Genomic DNA, 24,620 nt, shown 5'->3' on the forward strand with positions numbered 1-24,620 from the left:
AGGGAATCGTGACCGTGAATACGACAGAAGATATTGCGATCATCGGCATCGGTGCCCGATTCCCCGATGCGTCCGACCTCGACGAATTCCGCGCCAACCTCGCCGCCGGGCTGGATTCGATCGGGCCGATGCCCGCCGATCGCGCGGAGGCGACCTCGCTGGACCGGAGCGTCGACTATCTGCCCATGGGGCACCTGGCCGATATCCACACCTTCGACTACGCCTTCTTCGAGTTGTCCAAACGGGAGGCGTCCCTGATGGATCCGCAACAGCGGATCGCGCTCGAGTTGGCGTACCGGGCGATCGAGGACGCCGGGTACGCACCCGCCACGCTGCAACAGGCCACCACCGCGGTGGTTTTCAGCGCGCCGACGCCCGCGTATCACGCCATGGCGGTGGATCCCGGCCCGCTGAGCATGTTGGGCAATCTGCCGTTCGCCACATCCGCCCGTATTGCACACCTGTTGGACCTGACCGGCCCGTGCTACGCCGTCGACAGTGGCTGCAATGCCTCACTGATCGCCGTCCATCACGCCTGCCGCGAACTGTCCTGTGGCGCGGCCGACTACGCCCTTGCCGGTGGGGTCAGCGTGCGTGCCAACGGTTCTCCCGAGTGGACAGCGCAAACCATGACGGAGCTCGCCTCCCCCAGTGGGCGATGCCGGGCGTTCGATGCGGACGCCGACGGTACGGTGGCCGGCGAGGGTGGCGCCGCGCTGCTGCTGACCACGCTCTCCCGTGCCCGGGCCGATCGCGCGCCGGTGTACGCCGTTATTCGGGGTAGTGCGGTGCTGCACAACGGACGTTCCGCCGCGACCATCAGCACCCCCAGCGCGGCATCCCAGGCGCGGGTGATCGCCACGGCCTGGCGCACCGCGGGTGCGGACCCGAGTGATGCCGGATATCTGGAAGCACACGGGTCGGCCACCCGACTCGGGGACGCGGTGGAGCTGGAGGGGCTGCGCATCGCTTTCGCCGGACGGTCACGGCCGTTGCCCATCGGGTCGGTCAAAACCAATATCGGGCATCTGGATCATGCCGCGGGCGTCGCCGGACTGGTCAAGGGTGTGTTGTCCGTGGCCGACGGTCGGTTGTACCCGTCGCTGCACTATCGGCGTCCCACGGGTGATTTCGATATGGCCGGCGCCGGGATCGAGGTGGTCACCGAGCTACGGCCGTGGCCGAGCGACAGCGGTCCGCGTCTGGCGGGGATCAGCTCGTACAGTCTCGGTGGTTCGAACGCCCACTGTGTGGTGCAGCAGGCTCCCGACGAACCCGCGGTGTCCGCTTCGCCTCGACCCGGTCGCCGGCTGGTCGGTGTTTCGGCGCGCACACCGGCGGCCCTGGCCGAGCTGTGCGACGACCTCGCCGCCGCCCTGCGCCGGAACCCGATGGATCTGGCGGATGTCGCCTTCACTCTCGGGCGAGGTCGCACCCACTTCGGGTATCGCATCGCGGTGCGCGCCGACAGCACCGACGGGCTCGCCGATGCGCTCACCGCACGAGCCGCCGATATCGATATCGAACAGCGGGCACCCGTTTCGCCGCGGGTGGCCCTGCTGCTCTCGCCCGGTGCGGCACCTGCCTGGGCCGAATCGTTCCCGCTACCCGCCGAACTGCCGGCAACAGGCGCTGTGGCCGATGTGCTCGCCGGGCAGATCGCGGTACACGATCTGCTGCGCAGGTGCGGTATCGGTTTCGCCGCGGTCCTCAGTGGGGGAGCGTCACGGTACGTTTCGCGGTATCTGCTCGGATCGACCGACTCGGTTTCCGCCGAGGAATTGGCCGCCGCCGCGGACTCACCCGCCGTGGATCGGTCCCGGTTGGCCATAGCGGCACAGACCCTCTTGCGGGACGGACCGGTGGTCTTCGTCGATCCCGCTCCGGAGGGGACGCTGGGTCGGTATCTCGCCGAGGATCTGGCGGATCGAACCGATGCACAGGTCCTTTTCGGCACCGATGATCCCGACGGTTCGCTCGAGTTGCTCGGTCGCCTCTACGAGCGTGGCGTGGATATCGACTGGGCCCGGGTGGGGCCCGATGACGGCAGGCGGGTGCGGCTGCCGGGACATCCGCTGCACGGCACCCGGTGTTGGGTCGAACTACCCACCCAGGCGCGCCCCTCGGCCGCGTCCGGCCCCGCGGTCGAGTCCGCCCCCGCCCCGCGGCCGCCGGCGGAAGCGCCGCAGGACGCGAGCGAATGGTTGCGCACCGTACTGCGAGAACTGCTGCACTCCGAGACCGAGATCGGCCTCGAAGACGATTATTTCGACCTCGGCGGCAATTCGATCATCGCCGTCCAGCTGGTCGAGCGAGTCGCCGACACCTACGGGTTCCGGCCCAAACTGCTCGATGTCTACGAGCGACCCAAGGTCGCCGACTTCGCCGCACTGCTGCGCGGTGCGGCCGGGCCCGAACCATCCACCGTGGACGTACCGCCGATCACCCGAACCGACGAGTTGGTGATGTCGCCCGGACAGGAGCGCATGTGGTTCCACCACCAACTCGTTCCGGATACGACCCTCTACAACTATCCGGTGGTCAACGTGCTGCGCGGACCCATCGATATCGACGCCGTCAAAGGGACTTTCGAGGATTTCGCCGAGCGGCACGAGCCACTGCGCTACAACCTCGTCGAGGTCGACGGGAAACCGGTGGTTCGAGTCCGGCCGTCGCTCGGCGACTTCTTCCGTGTCGCCGATGTGTCCGATGAACCCGACCCCACCGCCGCCGCGCGCGAGTTGATTCGCGAAGCCGCGGCGCGGCCGTTCGATTTGGCGCGCGATCCGCTGGTCCGGGTTCTGGTGGTGACATTGGCGCCGGAGACACACGTGTTGCAGGTGACCTGTCACCACTGTGTCACCGACGGCGCCACCCCCGGGATTCTCGCCCGTGAGATTCCCGAACTGTATGCCGCCCGACAGGAGGGCAGGCCCACCGTGCTCGAACCGCTGCCGGTCCGGTACCGCGACTACGCGCGTTGGCATCGTGAACTGGTCGACACCGGGGCGCTCGACCACGAGCTCGAATACTGGGTGCATCTTCTGCGTGACGCGCCGAAGCTGCACCTGCCCACCGACTTCCCACGGCCCGCGCGCAAGACGTTCGTCGGTGACCTGGCACCCTTCACGGTTCCGGGTGAGCTGCTGACTCGGGCCCGTGAGGTGGCGAAGCGGGAATCGGTCTCGCTGTTCGTCGTATTGCTGTCGGCCTTCTATCTCCTGCTTGCCCGCCGCAGCGGACAACGCGATCTCGTGATCGGCACGCCCACCACCGGCCGCACCCGCCGCGAGCTCGAAGGGCTCATCGGTTTCTTCAACAGCACGGTCGCCCTGCGCGCCAACTTGTCCGGCCCGGGCACACTGGGCGATCTCCTCACATTGGTACGCGCCACGGTGTTGGGCGCGTTGGAAAACCAGGAGATCCCCTTCGAGCGGGTGGTCCATGCCCTCGACGATCAGCGGGATCTGTCCCGCACCCCGATATTCGACGTCCTGTACGTACACCAGGAGCTTCCCGGTATGGCGAATCCGATCGGGGGCGGGGAGCCGGAGTTCTTCGACCTCGAGCATTCGATACAGAACGCCTTCGGAGGATTGCCCGCCGGCACGGCGAAATTCGATCTCAGCCTGATCACCTACGACCGTAAGGATGGCCAGGACATGCTGGCGTGCTTCGAATACAGCGCCGAATTGTTCACCCGGCGCACCGCCGACAGTTTTGCGACGTCCTACCTCGACATCCTCACGGAGCTGGTGGAGTCGTCCCCCGACCGCTCCATCGACGAACTCGTCGTCGCACCCGTGATTTCGTCGCCGGGTTCCGTGGCGGTGTTCGAGGTTCCGACGGATCGGCCGCGTGGCACCGGTGCGGTGCGCTATACGCGCGCCACGGTGCACGAGCGGTTGGACACCGAGCCTGCCGATATGGCATTGCTCGGCGCCTGGGTGGCGTTGCTGTCCTGGTATTCGGGTGCCGACGAGGTGGAGGTGGGCTTCGCGACCGGCGCCGCCCGGGTCGATCTCGCCGATGAGCCGAGCGGTGCCGAACTGATCGCGCGGGTCGCGCAGGTATCGGCCGTGCCGGCGCGCGAGAACGGTGATCGGGCGGTCCGCTACCGCGACACCCGGCCCACCACGGAGCTCGCACTCGACTGGTCGCGCGACGGTACCGGCGCTGTCGTGGAAATCCGATACGCCACAGAGCTTTTCGACGAGAAGTCGGCCCGGGATATGCTCGCCGACCTGATCCGGCTGTGGCGCGGTCTGCTGGAGACGCCGAACGACCCGGTCCCGGATATCGCCCTGCGCTGCGTCGCCGGAGCGGAGGTGACCCGATGAGCGGGATCGTGGGGGTGATCGGAGCGGGCACCATGGGCGCCGGGATCGCGCAATGCCTGGCGCAGGCGGGATACGACGTGGTTGTCGTCGAACCCGAGCGTGAGGCCGTCGAGCGGGCGCGTCGCGGCCTCGCCGAGGCGGTGCGGCTGGCGCTGTTACTGGGTCACGGCGACCGCCGGTCGGCTGCCACCGTCGGTCGGCGCGTGCGATGGGCGGAGCGCGTCGAGGAGTTGAACGAGGCCGAGTTCGTCATCGAGTGCGCAACCGAACGGATCGAGTTGAAAGAGCAGATCTTCGGCGAACTCGACAAGCATTGCCCAGGGGACGCCGTTCTCGCCTCGTGCACCTCCGCGATACCGATCGCGCGTCTGGCCGCCGCCACCCGACGCCCCGACCGAGTGCTCGGTCTGCACTTCATGAACCCGGCACCATTGACGAGCACGGTCGAGGTGGTGCGCGGCGCGCACACCTCGCCGGAGACCCTCGAACGTGCCGAGAAGCTGCTCACTGCGCTCGGCAAGGAGGCGATCGTCGTCGACGACCGCGCCGGGTTCGTGGTGAATCGCATACTCATGCTGTGTATCGCGGAGGCGGCCGCCACCCTCGACACCGGTACGGACGCCGCCACCGTGGATGCTCTCTTCGAACGTTGCCTCGGCCACCGGATGGGCCCGCTGCGCACCGCCGACCTGATCGGTCTGGACAACGTGGCGGACACCATCGAAGTGCTGCGGCGGGAAACCGGTGAGCCGCACTATCGCGTACCGGCCGCCCTCGCGTCGCTCGTAGACGCCGGGCATTTCGGCCGTAAGACCGGACGGGGGTTCCATGACTACCAGTGAGACAACCGCTGTCGAGATGACCGAATCGGGGATGCCCGCCGATACGCAACGCGCGGCGCTGGCCGCCGGTGATCGCTATGTGGATCTGTATCTCGAACTGAGCGGTCCGGAATCGGCGGACATCGTGTGCGCCGCCATCGGTACCGTTATGGGGGAGTGCCCCGTCCTGCACAGCGTGTTCCGCGCCGACGACTTCGGTGCGATACGGGTGTACGCGAGCGAACGCGCACCCGTCGAAACGATCACCGCCGATAGCGCCGACCCGGACCGTTTCGTATCCGAATGGATTGCGCAGGAGCGGTCACGCGACCTGGACATCGCCCACGGGCCGTTGTACCGGCAGACGGTCATCCTGTTTCCGGACGGTCGGTTCGGCTGGTACCAGCGCTACCACCGCCTCGTCAACGATGAGGTGGGAATGCTCGTCGTCGCCGCCAGGGTGCGCGACGTGCTGGACGGTGTGTCATCGTCTCCCCCCGTGTCTCCGCCGTTCGGCGCGGTATCGGACCGCCTCGACGACGAATACCGTTACCGCGAGTCGGGCGCATGGGCGGCCGACCGCGGCTACTGGGAGCGATACCTGGACGGAGCCGCCCGGCCGCATCCGCTTCCGACACGATCCGGTGGCCATGGCGCCGATCGCGTGGTCGGCGGACCGTGGACCGAGGCCGCATCCACATCGGAACTCACCAGGCTCGCGCGCACCGGCGGTGGCGGTATCGCGGCCGTCGTCCTGGCGGCGTTGGCCGTCTACGCGTCCCGATCGACCACGACGAACGACCTCGTCATCGCCGTCTCACTCGGGGAAAGCACTGTGCCGCTGCGTTTGCCGGTGGTACCGCACACGACGTTCGATGCGCTCGTCAAACGAGTGGGGTTGGAACTGCGCAGAGCACGGCGCCATCGATACATCCCCGATATCGACGATCGGTGGCCCGAGGCACCGGTGCACGGACAGTGGCCGCTCGCGGTCCACCTGCTGCCCGATGCCGCCGTGGACCGGCTCGGCGGAGCCGTCGTGACCGCGACCGCCGGGACGGGTGACGGGCTCACCGTCTGCGTCGACGACCGGACCGTGGGCAGTGCACGCATCGCCGTTGTCGGGGCGGGCCACGAAGCGCACCGGGAGCATATTGTCGCGCTGCTGAACCGGCTCGTCCGCGCAGCCCACACGCCGATAGGCCGTATCGGTCTCGTCGAACCCGGTGAGATCGCGCACCTGGCGGGTCGGCGCCCCGAGACCGCGCCTGTGCCCCTCACCGCGACGGTGGCCGATCTGCTCGCCGAACAGGCCTCCCGCTCGCCCGATGCCATTGCCCTCGTCGATGAGGAACGCCGGCTGTCCTACGCGGACCTGTATCGCGACACCAATCGTTTGGCGCGCAGGCTCATCCGCATGGGAGTGGGGGCGGAACAACCGGTGGCCGTGGCGATCGGCTCGCCGATCGATCAGATCCGCGCGGTACACGCGATCCTGGCGGCCGGTGGGGCGTATCTGCCGCTGGATCCGGAACATCCCCGCGAGCGTCATATGTACCTGCTCGATATCGCTCGGCCGGTATGCGTGCTCACCACCGGTCGGGATACGTGGGATCCGCCGCCGGGGGTGCGCGTGCTGCACCTCGACGAGCTCGACCTGTCCGACGAGTCGCCCGACCCGGTGACCGATATCGACCGTATCGTCCCGTTGCGGCCGGAGAACCTCGCGTACGTGCTGTTCACGTCCGGGTCGACGGGCCGACCGAAAGGGGTGGGTGTCTCCCACGCCGCTGTCTGCGGTCACCTCGCCTGGATGCAGCACGTGCACGGACTCGACGGCACGGACGTCGTACTGCGCAAGACCGCGCTGTCGTTCGACGTATCGGTGTGGGAGGTGCTGTGGCCGTTCACCGTCGGCGCGCGAGTCGTCGTCGCGTCCGGCACGCACCTCGATCCGGTCGAGACCGCGCGGATGATCGCCGTGCACGCCGTCACCACCGTGCAGTTCACACCGTCCACCCTCACGGCACATCGGCGGACGGTCACCGAACCGTTCGCGGCGAGCGTTCGCCGCGTACTCGTCGCGGGTGAGGCCATGACACCCGCCCTCGCCGCCCAACTGCCCGCCGTCGCGCCCGACGCACGATACGACAACCTGTACGGGCCGACGGAGGCGACCGTCGCCGTCGCTCGGCACGAGATCGGACGGCACGATACCGACGCAGTCCCGATCGGCGCACCATCCTGGGATACGCACGCCTACGTACTGGACTCCTGCCTGCACCCGGTCCCGGTGGGTGTGCCCGGTGAGCTCTATCTCGGCGGCACCGCCGTGGCCCGCGGATACGTGCGCCGTCCCGGACTCACCGCCGAACGGTTCGTCGCCGACCCATTCGGCGGTGTGGGGGGTCGGCTGTACCGCACCGGGGACATCGTGCGCTCGACCGAGCACGGCGAGCTGGAATTCCTGGGACGCGGCGACTCCCAGGTGAAGGTGCGCGGCATACGGATCGAACTCGGAGAGATCGAGGCGGTCCTGGCCGAACAGGGAGCCGTGGCGCAGGCGGTCGCGGTGGTCCACCGCGGTGACGGGGCGGTGGGCGACCGACTGGTCGCCTACGTCTCCCCAACGGCCGGTCGTCGAATCGACCCGACAGCTCTGGAGCAACGGCTCGGGGAGGTGCTGCCTCGTCATATGGTGCCGTCGCCGATTGTTGTCCTCGCCGCACTGCCCACCAACCGCTCCGGCAAGGTCGACCGCGCGGCGCTGCCCGAGCCCGCCTCGCAACCGGTTCCCTTCCGCGCCCCGAGCACCGGGACGGAACGGGAGCTCGCCGCCGTGTTCGCCGAGGTACTGGGTCGTGAAACCGTCGGCGTCGACGAGTCCTTCTTCGCCCTCGGCGGCGACAGCATCATGTCCATCCTGCTCGTGTCCCGTGCCCGATCCCGCGGTATCACGGTGACCGCGCAGCAGGTCTACGAGCACCGCACCGTGGCCCGCTTGGCCGAGATCGCCGGGACCGCGAGCGAAGACGGAGCACCGCGACCCCTACCCGAGCCGCCCGGTGGTGGCGTCGGGGAGCTGCCGCTCACACCGGTCATCCGATTCCTGGTCGAGCGCGGCGGCGACTTCGACCGCTTCTGCCAGTCGATGACGCTCGAAATGCCGGCCGGAATCGACCGCGCCGGGATCGTTTCCACTCTTTCCGCCGTTATCGACCACCACGATATGTTGCGGTCCCGGCTCTATCGCGACGACGCCGGTGAGTGGCATCTGAGTGTCTCCCCGCCCGGGAGCGTCGACGTCGACGCGCTCGTCGACCATGTCCGGTACGACCCCGCGCTCAGTGGTGCGGCACTCGCGGAACTGGCCACCGCCGAGCTCGACGCCGCCGTGGGCCGGATCGATCCCGCCACCGGTGCGGTACTGCGGTTCGTCTGGCTCACTCCGGAAGATCTCCGGTCGTCCGGACAGCTCATCGTGGTCGCCCACCACATCGCCGTCGACGGTGTTTCCTGGCGGGTTCTGCTGCCCGACTTCGTCTCCGCGTGGGTGGCCGTCGCGGCGGGACACACCCCCCGGCTACCCGCCGTCGGAACATCCATGCGGGCCTGGGCGCACGCGCTCACCGAGGTCGCGCGTGATCCGGTGCGGGTCGCCGAGCTACCGGTGTGGCGGGAGATCGTGGAAGGGCCCCGGTCCTCGTTCGGCGACCGACCCTTCGATCCGCACCGCGATTTCGCCCGGGACGTGGCGCATACCGCGATCGAACTCGACGAACGCGAGACCGCTGCGTTGATCACCGCCGTACCCGATCACTATCGGGCGCGGGTGGCGGACGCGCTGCTGACGGCCTTGGCCCTCGCGGTCGTCCGCTGGCGTTCCCGGCGTGGTGACGACGAACGGTCGGTGTTGTTGCGGTTCGAGGGCCACGGTCGGGAACAGGATGCCGTACCGGGCGCCGACCTGTCCCGCACCGTCGGGTGGTTCACTTCGATCGCTCCGGCCCGGCTGGATTTGACCGGCGTGGACATCGATGACGCGTTCGCCGGCGGACCGGCCATTGGCGCGGCCATCAAGGTAGTCAAGGAGCAGCTGCGGTCGGTTCCGCACAATGGATTCGGATACGGCCTGCTCCGATACCTGAACGAGGAGACCGCGGCGCTGCTGCCGCGGGAGGAGCCCGGGGAGATCTCGTTCAACTACTTCGGCCACATCACCGGAACCGACATCCCGGACGAATTGGCCGGAATCGGTTGGCTGCCCTCGGCCGAATACCGCGCGCTGCCCATCCGTCCCGACCCGCGTCGAGGTGCGCTCGGTGCCGTCGAGGTGGATTCCATAGTCGTCGGTGGCCGGCTGCGGACCAGCATCGGGTACGTGCGCACCTTGATCACCGACGCCGCGGGTGCCGAGCTGGTGCAGTTGTGGCACGATGCGCTCGTCGCCATCGCACGGCATGCGCACGATCCGCGCACACGCGGCGGACACACTCCCTCCGACTTCCCGCTCGTCGCCCTCACACAGCGCGATATCGATGGATGGGAAGCACGGTATCCCACGTTGACCGACGTGTGGCCGGTCTCACCGCTACAGGCCGGAATGATGTTCCACGCCCTGTTCGACCCCGGCGCGTTGGACGTGTACACGGTGCAGCTGGTGCTGACCCTGGATGGGGCCGTCGACGCCGGTCGGTTGCGGGCGGCCGCGATCGCCGTAGCGGAGCGACACGCGAATCTGCGCACTGCGTTCACGGTGGACGGGACCGGGACCCCGGTTCAGCTCGTCCTCGACGATGTGGAGTTGCCCTGGCGTGAACTGGATCTGGCCGGGGCGCCCGCAGGGGAACTCGACCGCGTGCTCGACACCGAACGCGCGACGCCGTTCGACCTCACACAACCGCCGCTCCTGCGGTTCCTGCTGATCCGCCAGGGTACGAAGCGGACCGAACTGGTCGTCACCTACCACCACCTACTGCTCGACGGGTGGTCCATTCCGCTGCTGCTGCGCGAGATCGTCGCCGGCTATGCCGGTATGGCCGTCGAAACGCCGCGACCCTACCGCCACTATGTGGAATGGCTCGTCGGCCGGGACGAGTCGACCGCCACGCGGGCGTGGGCGCAGGCACTGGCGGGCGTATCGGACCCGACGCTGTTGGTCGATGATGCCGACGGGCGGGCCCCGACCGTATTGCCCTCGGAGCGGGAGATCGTGCTGGACGAGACCCGTACCCAAGGGCTTTTCCGGCTCGCGAGCGAGCTCGAGGTCACGGTGAACGTCGTATTGCAGGTTGCGTGGGCGCTACTGCTGTCCCGGATGACCGATCGTACGGACGTTGTTTTCGGCACCACCGTATCGGGACGTCCCGATGACCTCGCGGGGGTCGAGTCCATGGTCGGCCTGTTCATCAATACCGTTCCGGTTCGGGTCCGGCTCGCCCCGGAAGAGACCGTGGGATCGTTGCTGCGTCGGGTACGGCGGGAGCAGTTCGACCTGTCGCCGCACCACCATCTGGGCCTTGCGGATATCGCGGCCCATATCGACGTCGGTGAGCGCGGGTTGTTCGACACGCTTCTGGTCGTGGAAACGTATCCGTTCGACAGAGCGGGACTGCGGGCGCACGCCGCGTCGGGCACAGGTGTGTCGGTCACCGGGCTGCGCTCCCGGGAGGCGACCCACTATCCGTTGACACTGACCGTCCGGTGGACCGACCGGCTGCACATTCTGACGAGTTGGCGGCCGGACCTGCTCGACGAGCAGTACGTCATCCGGTTGGGTGAGCGTTTGGTGCGGGTGCTGTCGGCCATCGTGGACGATCCCGACATCGCGGTGGCCGAGATCGATCCACTCGATGCGGTGGAACGGGACCTGGTGTTGGAGCACTGGCAACGATCCGGCGGGCCGGTATCGGACGCCACCGTCGTAGACCTGTTCCGGGCGCAGGCCGCCGCCCGACCCCACGCCGTCGCCGTGCGGTACGGAACCCGTGCCCTGACCTATGGGGAACTCGATCGGGCGACCGAGCGGCTTTCGCGCGCACTCGCCGCTCAGGGGATCGGACCCGAATCGCTGGTCGCAGTGGCCGTTTCCCGGTCGGTCGAACTGATCGTGGGCATACTCGGGATCCTGCGGGCCGGGGCAGGCTACGTTCCGCTCGACCTGGACAATCCGCCGCGGCGCCTCGAATTCGTGCTCACCGAGACGAAACCGGTCTGCGTGATCACGACGGATGTCGATCGCGCGGCACTGCCCGCCACCGAGCTGCCGTACGTGGTGCTCGACGGCACGGGTGACCTCGCCGGTATGACGATGCCGTCCGATATCACCCCGGCGACGCCACATCCGGACAACACCGCCTATGTGCTGTACACCTCCGGTTCCACCGGGCGGCCCAAGGGCGTGTGTGTGACACACCGCAATATCGCCGCCATGCTCGCCGGCACCCGGGCGGTGTTCGACATCGATCACAGCGATGTGTGGACCATGTTCCACTCCCACGCCTTCGACTTCTCCGTGTGGGAGATGTGGGGCGCGCTCACCAGTGGCGCCACCCTCGTCATCGTGGACCGCGACCTGACACGGTCGCCGGCGGAATTCGTGGAACTGCTTTCCCGGGAACGGGTCACGGTGATGAGCCAGACACCGTCGGCGTTCTACACCCTGCTCGACAGCGATACCGGCGGTGTCACCGACTTCGCTCCACGCCATATCGTGCTCGGCGGCGAAGCCCTGGATCTACGCCGGTTGCGTGCCTGGTACGACACCCATCCGGAGGCGGACACACAGATCTCCAACCTGTACGGCATCACCGAGGCGACGGTGCACGCGACGCAGCTGGTGGTGGACCGTGCTCGCGCCGGCTCCGCCCGGAGCAGTGTCATCGGACGCGGGCTGCCCGGAACGACCGTGCGTGTCCTGGACTCGCGTCTGCGTCCGGCGCCGGTCGGCGCGGCGGGGGAGATCTACCTCGCCGGGGAGCAGATCGCTCGCGGCTACCACGCCCGAGCGGCGGCCACGGCCGACAGATACGTCGCCGACCCCTTCGGGTCGCCGGGGACCCGTATGTACCGCACCGGCGACCTCGCGCGCTGGAACGCCGAGGGACAGCTCGAATACCTCGGGCGTGGTGACGGGCAGGTGAAGATCCGCGGCTATCGGATAGAACCGGCCGAGATCGAGGCCGCCCTGCTCGGATACGACGGAGTGGCACAGGCGGCCGTGGTGGCCCGCACCTCCGGTCGGCCATCGCCGCGGTTGGTCGCCTATGCGGTGCCCACCTCGGGTGCGGTGCTCGATCCGACGGCACTGGAAGCGCATATCGCCCAGCGGGTCCCGACCTATATGCGGCCTGCGGCGGTGGTCGTGCTCGACGCTCTGCCGCTGACCGCCAACGGCAAACTCGATCGGGCGGCGTTGCCCGATCCCGTGGTCCGACCGCGCTCCCGGCAGGCGCCGCGCACCCCCGCCGAACAGGCGATGGCCGAAGTGTTCACCGAAGTGCTCGGGGTCGACGGTGTGGGCGTGGAGGACTCGTTCTTCACCCTCGGTGGCGACAGCATCACCTCCATCCAGCTCGCGTCCCGGGCGCGGGCGCGGGGCCTGCATTTCACGCCACGAGATGTGTTCGAGCACCGTACGGTGGCCGGTATCGCGGCCCGAGCGCGGGCGACCGCCGAGGAAGCACGTGGGCCCGAGCTACCGGAGCTGCCCGGGGGCGGAGTCGGTGAGCTACCACTCACCCCCATCGTCCGTTGGCTGGTCGAGCGCGGGGGTACCTTCCGTCGCTTCCACCAGAGTCTCACCGTCGAGTTGCCCGCCGGTACCGACCAACACACCCTGGTGCTCGCCATCGGTGCGGTCGTCGACCGGCACGATATGCTGCGCAGCCGCCTGTACCGGGACGACACCGGCGAGTGGCGACTGGAAACCGCGCCGCCGGGCACGATCGACCCGGCCGGGATACTGCGACGTCGCGAAATCGACGACGACGCGGATGCCGATACGTGGCGGATGGCGGTCGAGGCCGAACTCGCCGCAGCGGCGGAGCATCTCGATCCGACGGCCGGGGCCGTGGTGCGGTTCGTCTGGCTGGACCCCCGACGCCGCAGCGCGCCCGCTCGACTGATCATCTGCGCGCACCATATCGCGGTGGACGGTGTGTCCTGGCGGATCCTGCTTCTCGACCTGTTCACGGCGGTGCACGCGGTCGCGAATGGTGCTCCGCCGCGCTGGGAGCCGACCGGCACCTCCATGCGCCGGTGGGCACACGCCTTGCTGGATGCGGCACACCACCCGGACCGGGTCGCCGAACTCGGTCTGTGGCGGCGTATCTGTGCGACACCGGACCCGCTGCTCGGGTCCCGGCCGTTCGATGCCGGTATCGATCTCGCGGCCCGGGTGAAGACGGTGGACATCACCGTGGACGAGACGGTCACCGAGTCACTCGTGCGGACCGTCCCCGCCCTGTTCCACGCGGGTGTCGACGAGATCCTGGTATCCGCGCTGGCCGTCGCGCTGGCGATGTGGCGGGCGCGGCGCGGCGAGAGCACACCGGTGTCGTTGCTGCGGTTGGAGGGCCACGGACGCGAGGAACAGATCGTGCCGGGCGCGGACCTGTCCCGCACCGTGGGGTGGTGCACATCCGTGTACCCGGTGCGGTTGGACCTCACCGGAATCGACCTCGAGGCGGTAACGGCCGGTGCGGATGCGGCCGGGGAAGTGATCAAGACGGTCAAGGAGCAGTTGCGCGCCGTACCCGATCACGGGATCGGCTACGGACTGCTGCGCTACCTGAATCCCGATACCGCGGAAAGCCTGCCGGGACCGCTACCCGGGCAGATCGGCTTCAACTACCTCGGGCGGGTCGACGAGCGCGGCGCCGGAATGCTCACGACCCCATCCGCGGCACCGGATCCGGACCTGCCCGCGGCCGCCGTCATCGATATCAACGCCCTCGTCGCGGGTAGTCGGCTGCGTGCCGGGTTCTCCTATCCGGAAACCCTTCTCGACCACTCCGATGTGCGTGAACTGGCCGACCTGTGGGTGGAAACCCTCGACGCGATCACCGCCCATGCGCGCACCCCACACGCGGGCGGACACACCCCCTCGGACTTTCCGCTGGTCCGGGTCGGCCGTGACGACATCGCACGGTGGGAACAAGCCTACGGACGACTCGCCGATGTGTGGCCGCTCGCGCCGCTTCAGTCCGGTCTGTACTTCCATGCCGTCCTCACCGAGCATGCCGTCCCCACCGAGCCTTCCACGTCCGACGACACCGGTGTCGACGTCTACAACGTGCAGGCCGTGGTGCGGTTCCGCGGGGTGCTCGAACGCGACCGGTTGCGGCGCGCCGCGCATGAACTGCTGCGGCGGTATCCGAATCTGCGTGCCGCCTTCGTCTCCGATGCGATGGGGGCGCCTCGGCAGGTCGTGCCGGAGACGGTCGTCCTGCCGTGGCGCGATGCGCAGGTGAGTTCGGAAAGCGATCTCGCCGCCCTCATCGCTCGGGAACGTGCCCACCGGTTCGTCCCGGCCGCGCCGCCGCTGGTGCGGTTCGCCCTCGCTCGTCGGTCCGATTCGGAGTTCGTCCTGATCGTGACCTATCACCACATCCTGTTGGACGGCTGGTCGGTGCCCCTGGTCACACGGGATCTATTGGCGCTGTACGCGGCCGATGGACCGTTGCCGACGGCCGCGGGGTCGTTCCGTTCCTACCTGGAATGGGTCCACGACCGCGATACGGCGGTGTCGGTGGCCACCTGGCGGCGGGCCCTGGCGGGCGTGAACAGGCCGACGCTGGTCGCGGAACCGAACCGCACTCGCAAAACCACCTACACCACGGCGGAATACCGGTGGACGCTCGACACCGACACCACCGGTGCGCTCGGTGAGGTGGCGGCCGAGCTCGGGGTCACCGTCAACACGGTGCTGCAGGTCGCCTGGGGGATCCTGTTGGGGCGCAACCTCGGCCGTCGCGACGTGATATTCGGGGCGACCGTCTCGGGTCGTCCCGCCGCACTGCCCGAGGTCGAAACCATTGTCGGGTTGTGCATCAATACCGTGCCGGTGCGGGTCCGCTTCGACGCGGATACGAGTGTGGCGGCTCTGCTGCGCTCGGTGCAGAGCGAACAGGCGGAACTGATCGAGCATCACCATCTCGGTCTGACCGAGATCAGTACCGCCGCGGGAATACGGGACGCGTTGTTCGACACGGCCATTGCCTACGAGTCGTATCCGATCGATACCGAGCGGATCACTGCGGCGGCCGCCGCTGTCGACGGTGCGCTCGACACCCATGTCGAGCTGCACGACGGGACCCACTATCCCCTGACGCTCACCGTCTATCCGGGTCCGGCGCTGGCGATCCGATTCGGCTACCGGTGTGACGTCTTCGACGAGGCGCGGGTGGTCGCGATCGGTGAGCAGTTACGCGACCTGCTCACCGCTGTCGCCCGAGATCCGCACATCACCGTCGAGGCGCTGTGATGGGAACCGGTGGGGTGTGGCCGAAATGGCCCCTGACCGCCGCCCAGCAGGAGATCCGGCTGGCACACGAACTCGATGAAACCGGCGTGCGTTCCATAGTCGGCGGCTACGTACACATCCACGGGCGGATCGATGCCGACCTGTTCGAACGGGCGGTCCGGATCGTCGTCGCGGGCAGCGAAACCCTGCGGGTGCGTATCGACGGAAACACGCAGATCGTCGAGGAATTGCCCGATTGGCCGCTGGAGCGCGACCGGTTCCGTACGGTCGCCGAAGCGGAGCGGTGGTTGTACGCCGAACTGCACAATCCGTTCGATCTCGGTACCGCGCCGCTGTTCGAACAGCGGCTGCTGGATGTGGGTGAGGCCGGATATCTGTGGTTCGTGAAAGCGCACCATATCGTGCTGGACGGGGCGTCCTTCATCGCGTTGTTGCGGCGTGTGGCGGGGGTTTACACCGAGTTGAGCGCCGGCCGTGAGGTCGTCTCCGAGGTATTCGATCGAGTGGAGACCCTGGTCGCCCAGGACAACCACTATCGCGAATCCGAGCGGTTCGCCGCCGATCGGAAATTCTGGTCGGACCGGCTGGCGGATATGCCGGAGGCGCCGATGTTCGCCGAGGGGCCCGGTCGGTCGGACCCCACCGCCTACCTCCGGCATACCGGTGATCTCGCGGCGAGCGATTGGCGGGATCTACGCGAGCTCGGTGAGCGGTGGGAGGTCGGATGGCCCGCCCTGGTGTTGTCGGCGGCGGCGATACTCCTGCACGCCGACACCGGGGCACGCACGGTCGCGCTGGGTCTCGCGGTTCCGGCGAAGCGGTCGCGCACCGCACTCGGTATGACGGCCAATGTGGTGCCGCTGCGTCTGGACGTCGATCCCGCCGATACGGTGGCCGCGCTGGCGCGGGCGGCGCGGGCGGAATCGTTGAGCGCGCTGCGCCACCAGCGATACCGATTGGCCGATATGCTCGCCGATGTCCACGCGGCCGGCGGTGAGCGCCGCATCGTGGGACCGGTGGTGAATATCCTGCCCCGACAACAGGATGTGCTGTTCGGCCCGTATCCGGCGACCTTGCACGATATGTCGGCCGGACGTACCGAGGATTTCACGATCAGCGTGTACGAGGGCCTGCCACGACTGCGCGTGGCCATCGACAGCACCACCGCGCGGTTTCGGAAACCCGATCTCGCGGCTCAGCACAAGCGGTTCCTCTCGGCATTGCGGGCGCTGGCGCGGGCATCCGAAGAACCGGCAGAACCGACCATCGGCCGGTTGCGGTTCGATATCGCGGCCGGAGCGGACACACCACCCGGTTCGACGGCGCTCCCACACGGCCCGAACGCGCCGCGCCGCACCGTCGTTGTCCGTCCGCACGACCCGATGGCCGCTCCCGACGACGTCGAGGCGCGGCGCACGCTCGTTTCCTGGTTCGCGCACAGCGTCCGGACGCACGGCCGTAACCCGGCCCTCACCTGTGGCGCCGAGACATTGACCTATGCCGAACTCGACGAGCGGTCCGACCTGTTGGCCCGGCGGATCGCCGCCGCCGGGGTCGGGCCGGGCGCGTTCGTCGCCATCGCGCTTCCGCGCTCGGCAGAGCTGGTCGTGGGCATTGTGGCGGTCCTGAAAACCGGGGCGGCCTATGTTCCCGTCGATCCCGCCAATCCCGTCGAACGGATCCGGATGATCCTCGACGACTGCGCACCGGCCCTCGTCGTCACCACCTCGGAGATGGTCCTTCCGACCGTGGTTGCGCCGATCCTGGCCGTCGACGAGCCGGGCGCCGACATTCCGGCCGAGCCGGTGCGGCTCCCGCGCCCGGCAGATCCCGCCTACGTGATCTACACCTCCGGATCCACCGGGAAACCCAAGGGTGTTCTCGTCACCCACGCCAATGTGGTGCGGTTGTTCACCCGAACCGAGGAATGGTTCGGATTCGGTTCCACCGATGTATGGACTCTGTTCCATTCCGTGGCGTTCGACTTCTCGGTGTGGGAGATCTGGGGTGCGCTGCTGTACGGCGGCCGACTGGTGGTCGTCGACACCGACACCGCCCGCTCGCCCGCCGATTTCCGGCACCTGCTCGCCGCCGAGAGCGTGACCGTGCTCAACCAGACACCGTCGGCCTTCGGCATGTTGGTCGACGCCGATGCATCCCGGCCCGCGTCCGAACTCGCGGTGCGCTGGGTGATCCTCGGCGGTGAGGCGATCGAACCGCATCGGGTGACCGCGTGGTACGAACGCCACCCGGACCGGCCGGTGGTCGATATGTACGGCGCCACCGAGACAACGGTGTTCACCACCGGGTACGTGATCGACGCGCGGACACCCGCCGACATCATCGGCCGGCCCATCCCCGACCTGAAGGTGTATCTGCTGGACGCCGCTCTGCGTCCGGTGCCGGACGGGGTACCCGGTGAGCTCTATATCGCGGGGCCGGGGGTGGCCGGCGCCTATCTGCGTCGGCGAGGGCTCACCGCCGCCCGGTTCGTGGCCGATCCCGTCGGTCCGCCGGGGGCGCTCATGTACCGCAGCGGTGATATCGCCCGCCGGGTCGACGGCATGCTGGAGTATCTGGGCCGGGTCGATCGACAGGTGAAGATCCGCGGGTTTCGTATCGAACGCGGCGAGGTGGAGGCCGCCCTGCACGCGCTGCCCGAGGTATCCGCGGCCGCCGTCCTGGTCGACGACACACCCCGGCTCATCGCCTACGTGGTGTCCGAGCTGGACACCGAGGTCATCCGCGATCGGATCGCGGCGACGCTACCGGCCCACGCGCTCCCCTCGGCCGTTGTCGCCGTCCCGGAGCTGCCGTTGACCGGCAATGGCAAACTCGACGAGCGCCGTCTGCTCGCCATTCGACCGAGTAGGTCCGGCGATGCGATCGACCGACCCCGCACCGACCTACAGAAGCGCCTGCATCGGTTGTTCGCGGAGACACTCGGACGCGACGACTTCGGTATCGACGACCGGTTCTTCGCCATCGGCGGTGACAGTATCCAGGCGATCCGCCTGGTCGACCGGGCGCGTACGGACGGATTGGCGATCAGCGCGAAGGACGTCTTCGAGTATCAGACGGTGCGCGCGTTGGCCGGTATCGCCGCCTCGGTTCCGGATGCGGTTGCGGCACAGGACCCATCCGCCGCATACGGCGCGATGCCGGCCACGCCGATCATGGAGCGGCTCGCCCGATCGGGCACAACCGCCGACGACTTCGCACAGTACACGGTGATTCGGCTGCCCGCGGCGGTTCCCGATCCGGTGTTGCTCACCGCGCTACAGGCTCTCCTCGACCACCACGATGCACTGCGTATGCGGGCCGAATGGACGGCGCGGGAGGGATGGCGGGTGGAGATCCCGGAGCCCGGATCGGTACGTGCGCAGACTCTGTTGCGCCGGGTCGTGTCCACCGGCAGTCCCACACAACTGGTCGAGGAGCGGCTTGCCGCGCAGCGACGTCTGGTGCCGCGAGACGGTGTGATGGTGCAGGCCGTTCGGTTCGCCGGGGCGGAGAGCGATCTACTGCTACTGACGATCCATCACCTGGTCGTCGACGATGTCTCCTGGCGGATCCTGCTGTCCGACCTGGAACGGGCGATATCGGGAAGCCCCCTCGAACCGGTACCGGCCGCACTGCGCGTCTGGGCCGAAAGGATCGCGCAACAGGAGATTTCGGACGAGGAAGCCCAATGGTGGCGCACGAGTGTCGGGTCCGCGGCCACCACTATCGGTCACCGTCGCCCGGACCCCGGGCACGACCGCTCGACGGATGCCGTCGAGCTGACCGACAGATTGGATCCGGACTCGACCCACACACTGCTCACCGTGGTGTCACACCGGTTCCGCGCGGATGTCACCGAGCTCCTGCTCGCCGCACTGGCGGTGGCGTTGGCGCGTTGGCAGGGCGCGGGGCCGGTGCTCGTCGACATAGCGCGTGACGGCCGCGATATCGTGCCGGGGCCGGATGTCTCCCGCACCGTCGGCCGGTTCACCGTGTCGTACCCGATGGTGCTCGACGCTGCCGTCACCGATTGGGACGAGATGCTGTCCGGGGGGCCGGAGCTGGTACGCGCGGTACGTGCGGTCGTACAGCGGTTGCGGTCCGTGCCGAACCACGGCCTCGGGTACGGGCTGCTGTGTCGTGGTGAAGCCGGCGCCGAACTCGGTCCGCGGGCTGCCCTCGGCTTCACCTACCTCGGTCGATTCGATCCGAGCGGCACGGTGGTGGAGCCGGAATCGTTCGGCGGCCCGGCCGGCCCGGAAACGGCCTACGGGCACGAGTTGGACCTCGTCGCCCACGTGGACGCCGAGGGCGGACTGTGCACCCACTGGATCTGGCCCGCCGCTCTGTTCGACCGCGCGACGATCACCGAACTCACCGAGCTGTGGGCGCAGGTGCTGTCCACCTTCGTCCGCCACCACCGTGTTCCCGGCACGGGCGTCCACATCCCGTCGGATTTCCCGCTGGTGCGGATCGATCAAGAGGTGATCGACCGGATCGAACGGCACCACGGCGCGTTCACCGACCTGCTGCCCACCACCCCGATGCAGGCGGGAATGCTGTTTCATTCGTTCTACGAGACCGCTTCCGATCCGTACGCGGTGCAGCTGTTGCTCACCCTGCGGGGTGACGTGGATGTGGACCGGCTGCGCCGGGCGGCGCGCACGGTGCTGCGTCGCCACCCGCAGTTGACCGGTGCCTTCGTGGTGCGGGGCGTGGAACGGCCACTGCTCGTGCTGCCGGCCGACCCGTCGTTGCCGGTGCGTGTGGTCGAGGCCGCCGGCCCCGCGGCGGACGATACGGTGGACCGGCTGGCGCGGGAGGACCTGCGGGCGCTCGACCCCGAGGTGGCCCCGCTCTTTCGCATCGCTGTCGTACACATCGGGCCGGGGCGGTGGCGGCTCGTGTTCTCGTTCCATCACGCGCTGCTCGACGGTTGGTCGACCGGCAACGTGCTCCGTGAGCTGTTGCAGAGCTATCACGGTATCGAGCTCGAACCCGCGCCGTCGTATCGGAGTGCGCTCGAAAGGTTCGCAGCCGAAGATCACGAGGACGCGCGCCGTGCATGGGCCGAGGAACTCCGCGGTGTCGAGCCCATCCGGTTCGGCCGCTCCGGTCCGACCGGGCCGGCCGAACCGCATATGTTCTCCCTCGATCCCACGACGTCCACGACGCTCACCGCCACGGCGGCGGCACATGGGGTGACCCTCAACTCCCTGATACAGGCGGTATGGGCACTGGCTCTCGGGTATCTCACCGGCAGCAGCGAAGTGGTGTTCGGGGTAACCGTCTCGGGACGTGATATCGGCACCGACACCGAAGGGTTGGTCGGGATGCTCATGAACACGGTTCCGCTGCGGGTTCGGGTGGATCCGGCGGTTTCGGTGGTCGAGTTGGCCATGCGTATACAGTCCCGACGTTCGGCGTTGCTCGAACACGATCACCTCGGGCTCGGCGATATTCTCGCTGCCGCCGGGGATGTCGGCGAACTGTTCGACACGGCGCTGATCTTCGAGAATTTTCCGCTCGATATGGCGGCCTTCACCGATCCGACGGCCGAGTTGTCGGTACTGACGGTCGATTACCGTGATCGCACCCACTATCCGTTGGCGGTGACCGTGTTCCCCGGGCCGGTGCTGAGATTCCGTCTGGGTATCCGCCCGGGGCAGGTGGACTGGTTCGGGACGGCCGAGGACATATGGTCGGTGTTGTCCGGTCTGTGTGCGGCCGTCGCGAACCGACCACACGACCCGGTAGGGCGGATTCGAATACCGGCGCCGGGGGTGTTAGACCGGCGTTCGGGCGTATCCGTAACGGTTCCGGATCGAACGGTGGCCGAGGTTTTCGAGACGACAGCGGCCGTGTACGGTGCGCGGACCGCATTGTGGTGCGCGGGAACCGAGATCACCTACGGTGAATTGAACGCCCGCGCCAATCGTTTCGCCCGTCGACTGGCCCGGCTGGGGGTAGGCGCCGGCACGCCGGTGGGGATCGCGCTACCACGCTCACCCGAACTGGTGGTGGCCTTCCTCGCGGTGCTGAAATTGGGCGCGGTCTGCCTGCCCATCCACGACGGCTACCCACCCGAGCGTGTCGAATGGCTGTTGCGCCATACCGGGGCCGAACTGGTTCTGCGTGATATCGGCGCGGACGAGAACGCCGCCGCGGAACTGCCCGACACGAACCCGGGGACGGTCGTGGCCTCCGACGCGCCGGCCTGGCTGATGTTCACCTCGGGATCGACCGGAACTCCCAAGGGAGTGCAGGTCACGCACCGCAATATCGTGGCCCGCGCCCTCGATCGGATCGGCCACGGCAACGAGCATCGGCGGCTGCTTCTGCACTCCCCCTACACCTGGGACATGGTCGTCTATGAACTGTGGATGCCCTTGTTGACCGGGCACAGTGTGGCGATAGCGCCGCCCGGCCCCTTGGTCGCCGACGATTACCGCGAGGTGATCGACCGTGGTTCGGTCACCTCGATCCTGATCTCGGCCGGGCTGTTTCAGGTGCTCGCCGAGGCCATGCCCGCGGAACTGGCGCGCGTGGAACATATCGCGATCGCCGGTGATGTGCCGGCGCCCGCGGCGATCGCCCGGGTTCGTGCCGCCCGTCCGGCGGTGGCGGTGACGAACCTGTACGGCCCGGTGGAGACCACCGCGTTCGCGCTCGCGCATCGTATTCCGTGCGAACCCGTCGACGACCGACCGGTGCCGATCGGAGCCCCGGTCGACAACACCGGGGTCGCGGTGCTCGACAGCGCGCTGCGGCCGGTTCCGGTCGAGGTGGCGGGGGAGATATATCTGTCCGGTGCGGGGGTGGCGGGCGGATATATGCGGCAACCCGCGCTCAGCGCGGCCCGGTTCGTCGCGAACCCGTACGGTCGGCCCGGCACCCTGATGTATCGCACCGGGGACTTGGGCCGTTGGGACGCCGACGGCCGGCTGCATTTCCTCGGGCGGGCCGACCGGCAGCAGAAGATCAACGGTTTCCGGGTCGAACCGGGTGAGGTGGAGGCCGCCATACGGCAGGACCCCGATATCGCCGCGGCAGTGGTCACCGCGCGGCAGTCGAAAACCGGGAAATCGCTGGTGGCATATGTGGTGGGGCGGGACCGGCGGATCGATCCGGTGCGAGTACGGGCCCGATTGGCCGAGACGCTGCCGTCCTACCTGGTGCCGGCCGTGGTCGTGCCACTCGACGAACTACCGCTCACCCCGAACGGAAAGGTCGATATCGCGGCCCTGCCGCTCCCCGAATCCACCTCCTCGGGCGCGGTGGGCACGCAGCGGCAACAAGTTCTGGCCAGTGTTGTCGCCGGTGTGCTCGGTGTCGACGAGATCGGAGTGGATGAGGACTTTTTCGCCGCAGGTGGTAACTCGCTTTCGGCGATCAGGTTGGTCGACGCGGTGAATACCACCTTCGAGGCCGGGATAACCCTGCGTGACCTGTTCGAGCACCCCACCGTGGCCGGTTTGGATCATCGACTCGATACGGCCGACCCGGCCCGAAGTCGTCCACCGCTCGTCCCTCGCCGGCATACCGAACCGGTTCCGTTGACGCCCACGCAGCAGCGACTGTGGACCATCAACTATCTGTCCGGGGGACAGGCCGATTATCTGATGCCGCAGGCCGTCGAGATCGACGGTCCGTTGGATATCGCGGCGTTGCGCGCGGCCGTCGCGGATGTGATCGCGCGACACGAGATCCTGCGCACCGTCCTGCCCTACCTCGACCACGGGCCGGTGCAGCGGGTGCTACCCGCTCCGGCGGTCGACAGCGGCGTGGACGGGGCGCACCGCATCTCCGGGATCGAGACCTATTTCCGAGTGGAAGACCGTACCGAGGAAGATCTGTCCGCGATGCTCGCTGCCGAACTCGAGCGCGGTTTCGATGTCCGGACCCAGGTGCCGCTGCGTACTGTGCTGTTCCGGCTCGGCGAGACACGGCATGTGTTCCTGATCGTGGTGCACCATATCGCCGGTGATGCGGAGTCCCTGGTGCGTCTGTCGCAGGAGCTCGTCGCCGCCTATACGGCCCGTGTCGCGGGCCATGCTCCGGAATGGCCGATGCCCGCTGTGCGATTCGCCGACTACACCCTGTGGTTACGAGATCTGATGGGTGAGGAGTCGGACCCGACAACCCGAGCGGCCGCCCAGGCGCGTTACTGGTTGGCCGAACTCGCCGGGCTGCCCGAATCGCCGCTACTGCCCACCGATCACCCTCGGACGGAACGGGTGGACAATCGCGCCGAGGCGGTGCCGCTGTCCCTCGACGCGGCCACTCACCGGGCGATCGTGCGCATCGCCCGGGAATGCTCGGCCAGCACCTATCTGATTCTGCACACCGCTTTCGTCTGCGTGCTGGCCGAATTCGGTGCCGGGCACGATATCCCCGTCGGTGTGATGGTGAGCGGCCGGGACCACGAGGCGCTCGACCGGATGATCGGCTGCGCCGTGCACACCGTGGTCCTTCGGGCGGACACCTCCGGCGCACCCACCTACCGGCAACTGGTGGTCCGGTTACGCGATCGGTTGCTCGGCGCCACCGAGCACAAGGAATTCCCGTTCGACCGGCTGGTGACCCTGTTGAACCCGCCGCGCTCGCGCCACCACTATCCGCTGTTCCAGGTCGCGTCCACGTTCTACCGCGATATCGTGACCGATCATTCCTTCGGCGGCGCCACGGCCCGTCTGCTGCCGTTGCCGCCGCAACGTACGGAATTCGATCTGCTGCTCCAGCTGCGTGACGGCTACACCCCGGGCCGGGGACCTGCCGGTATCGGCGGTGAGCTGGTCTACGCGGCAGAACTGTTCGAGCGGGCGACGATCGAGAAGATGGCCGACCGGATGCGGGAGACGCTGGGGACGATATGTGCCGATATCGATGCCCCTATTCGCATCCCCGGTTCGGGCGACGCGGTGCGCGAACCGGTGTCCGACGGCACTTTCGGCGGACGCCGGTAGCCTG

At 68.2% G+C, this 24,620-nt stretch carries 4 protein-coding genes; all 4 read left to right on the forward strand.

The window, feature by feature from the left end:
• Window positions 1-14: 14 nt before the first annotated feature.
• Genes ON32_RS03165 through ON32_RS03180 form a run of 4 tightly spaced genes read left to right on the forward strand, consistent with a single transcriptional unit; the run spans window position 15 to window position 24,616 of the window.
• A complete protein-coding gene (locus ON32_RS03165; protein WP_245550776.1) occupies window positions 15-4,340 on the forward strand; it encodes a condensation domain-containing protein in 4,326 nt (1,441 codons plus the stop codon).
• Window positions 4,337-5,182, forward strand: coding sequence for a 3-hydroxyacyl-CoA dehydrogenase family protein (locus ON32_RS03170; protein ID WP_040788570.1), 846 nt, complete (start codon window positions 4,337-4,339; stop codon window positions 5,180-5,182). The genes ON32_RS03165 and ON32_RS03170 overlap by 4 nt, the downstream gene beginning before the upstream one ends.
• Complete coding sequence (locus ON32_RS03175; protein ID WP_083873945.1) at window positions 5,169-15,647, forward strand: non-ribosomal peptide synthetase; 10,479 nt, start codon at window positions 5,169-5,171, stop codon at window positions 15,645-15,647. Before ON32_RS03170 ends, ON32_RS03175 begins: the two co-directional genes overlap by 14 nt.
• The gene (locus tag ON32_RS03180) at window positions 15,647-24,616 is read left to right on the forward strand and encodes a non-ribosomal peptide synthetase (protein WP_040788571.1); all 8,970 of its coding nucleotides are present in this window, start codon (window positions 15,647-15,649) and stop codon (window positions 24,614-24,616) included. The genes ON32_RS03175 and ON32_RS03180 overlap by 1 nt, the downstream gene beginning before the upstream one ends.
• Window positions 24,617-24,620 lie beyond the last annotated feature (4 nt).

Source organism: Nocardia paucivorans NBRC 100373, from assembly GCF_000308675.1.
Lineage (GTDB): Bacteria > Actinomycetota > Actinomycetes > Mycobacteriales > Mycobacteriaceae > Nocardia > Nocardia paucivorans.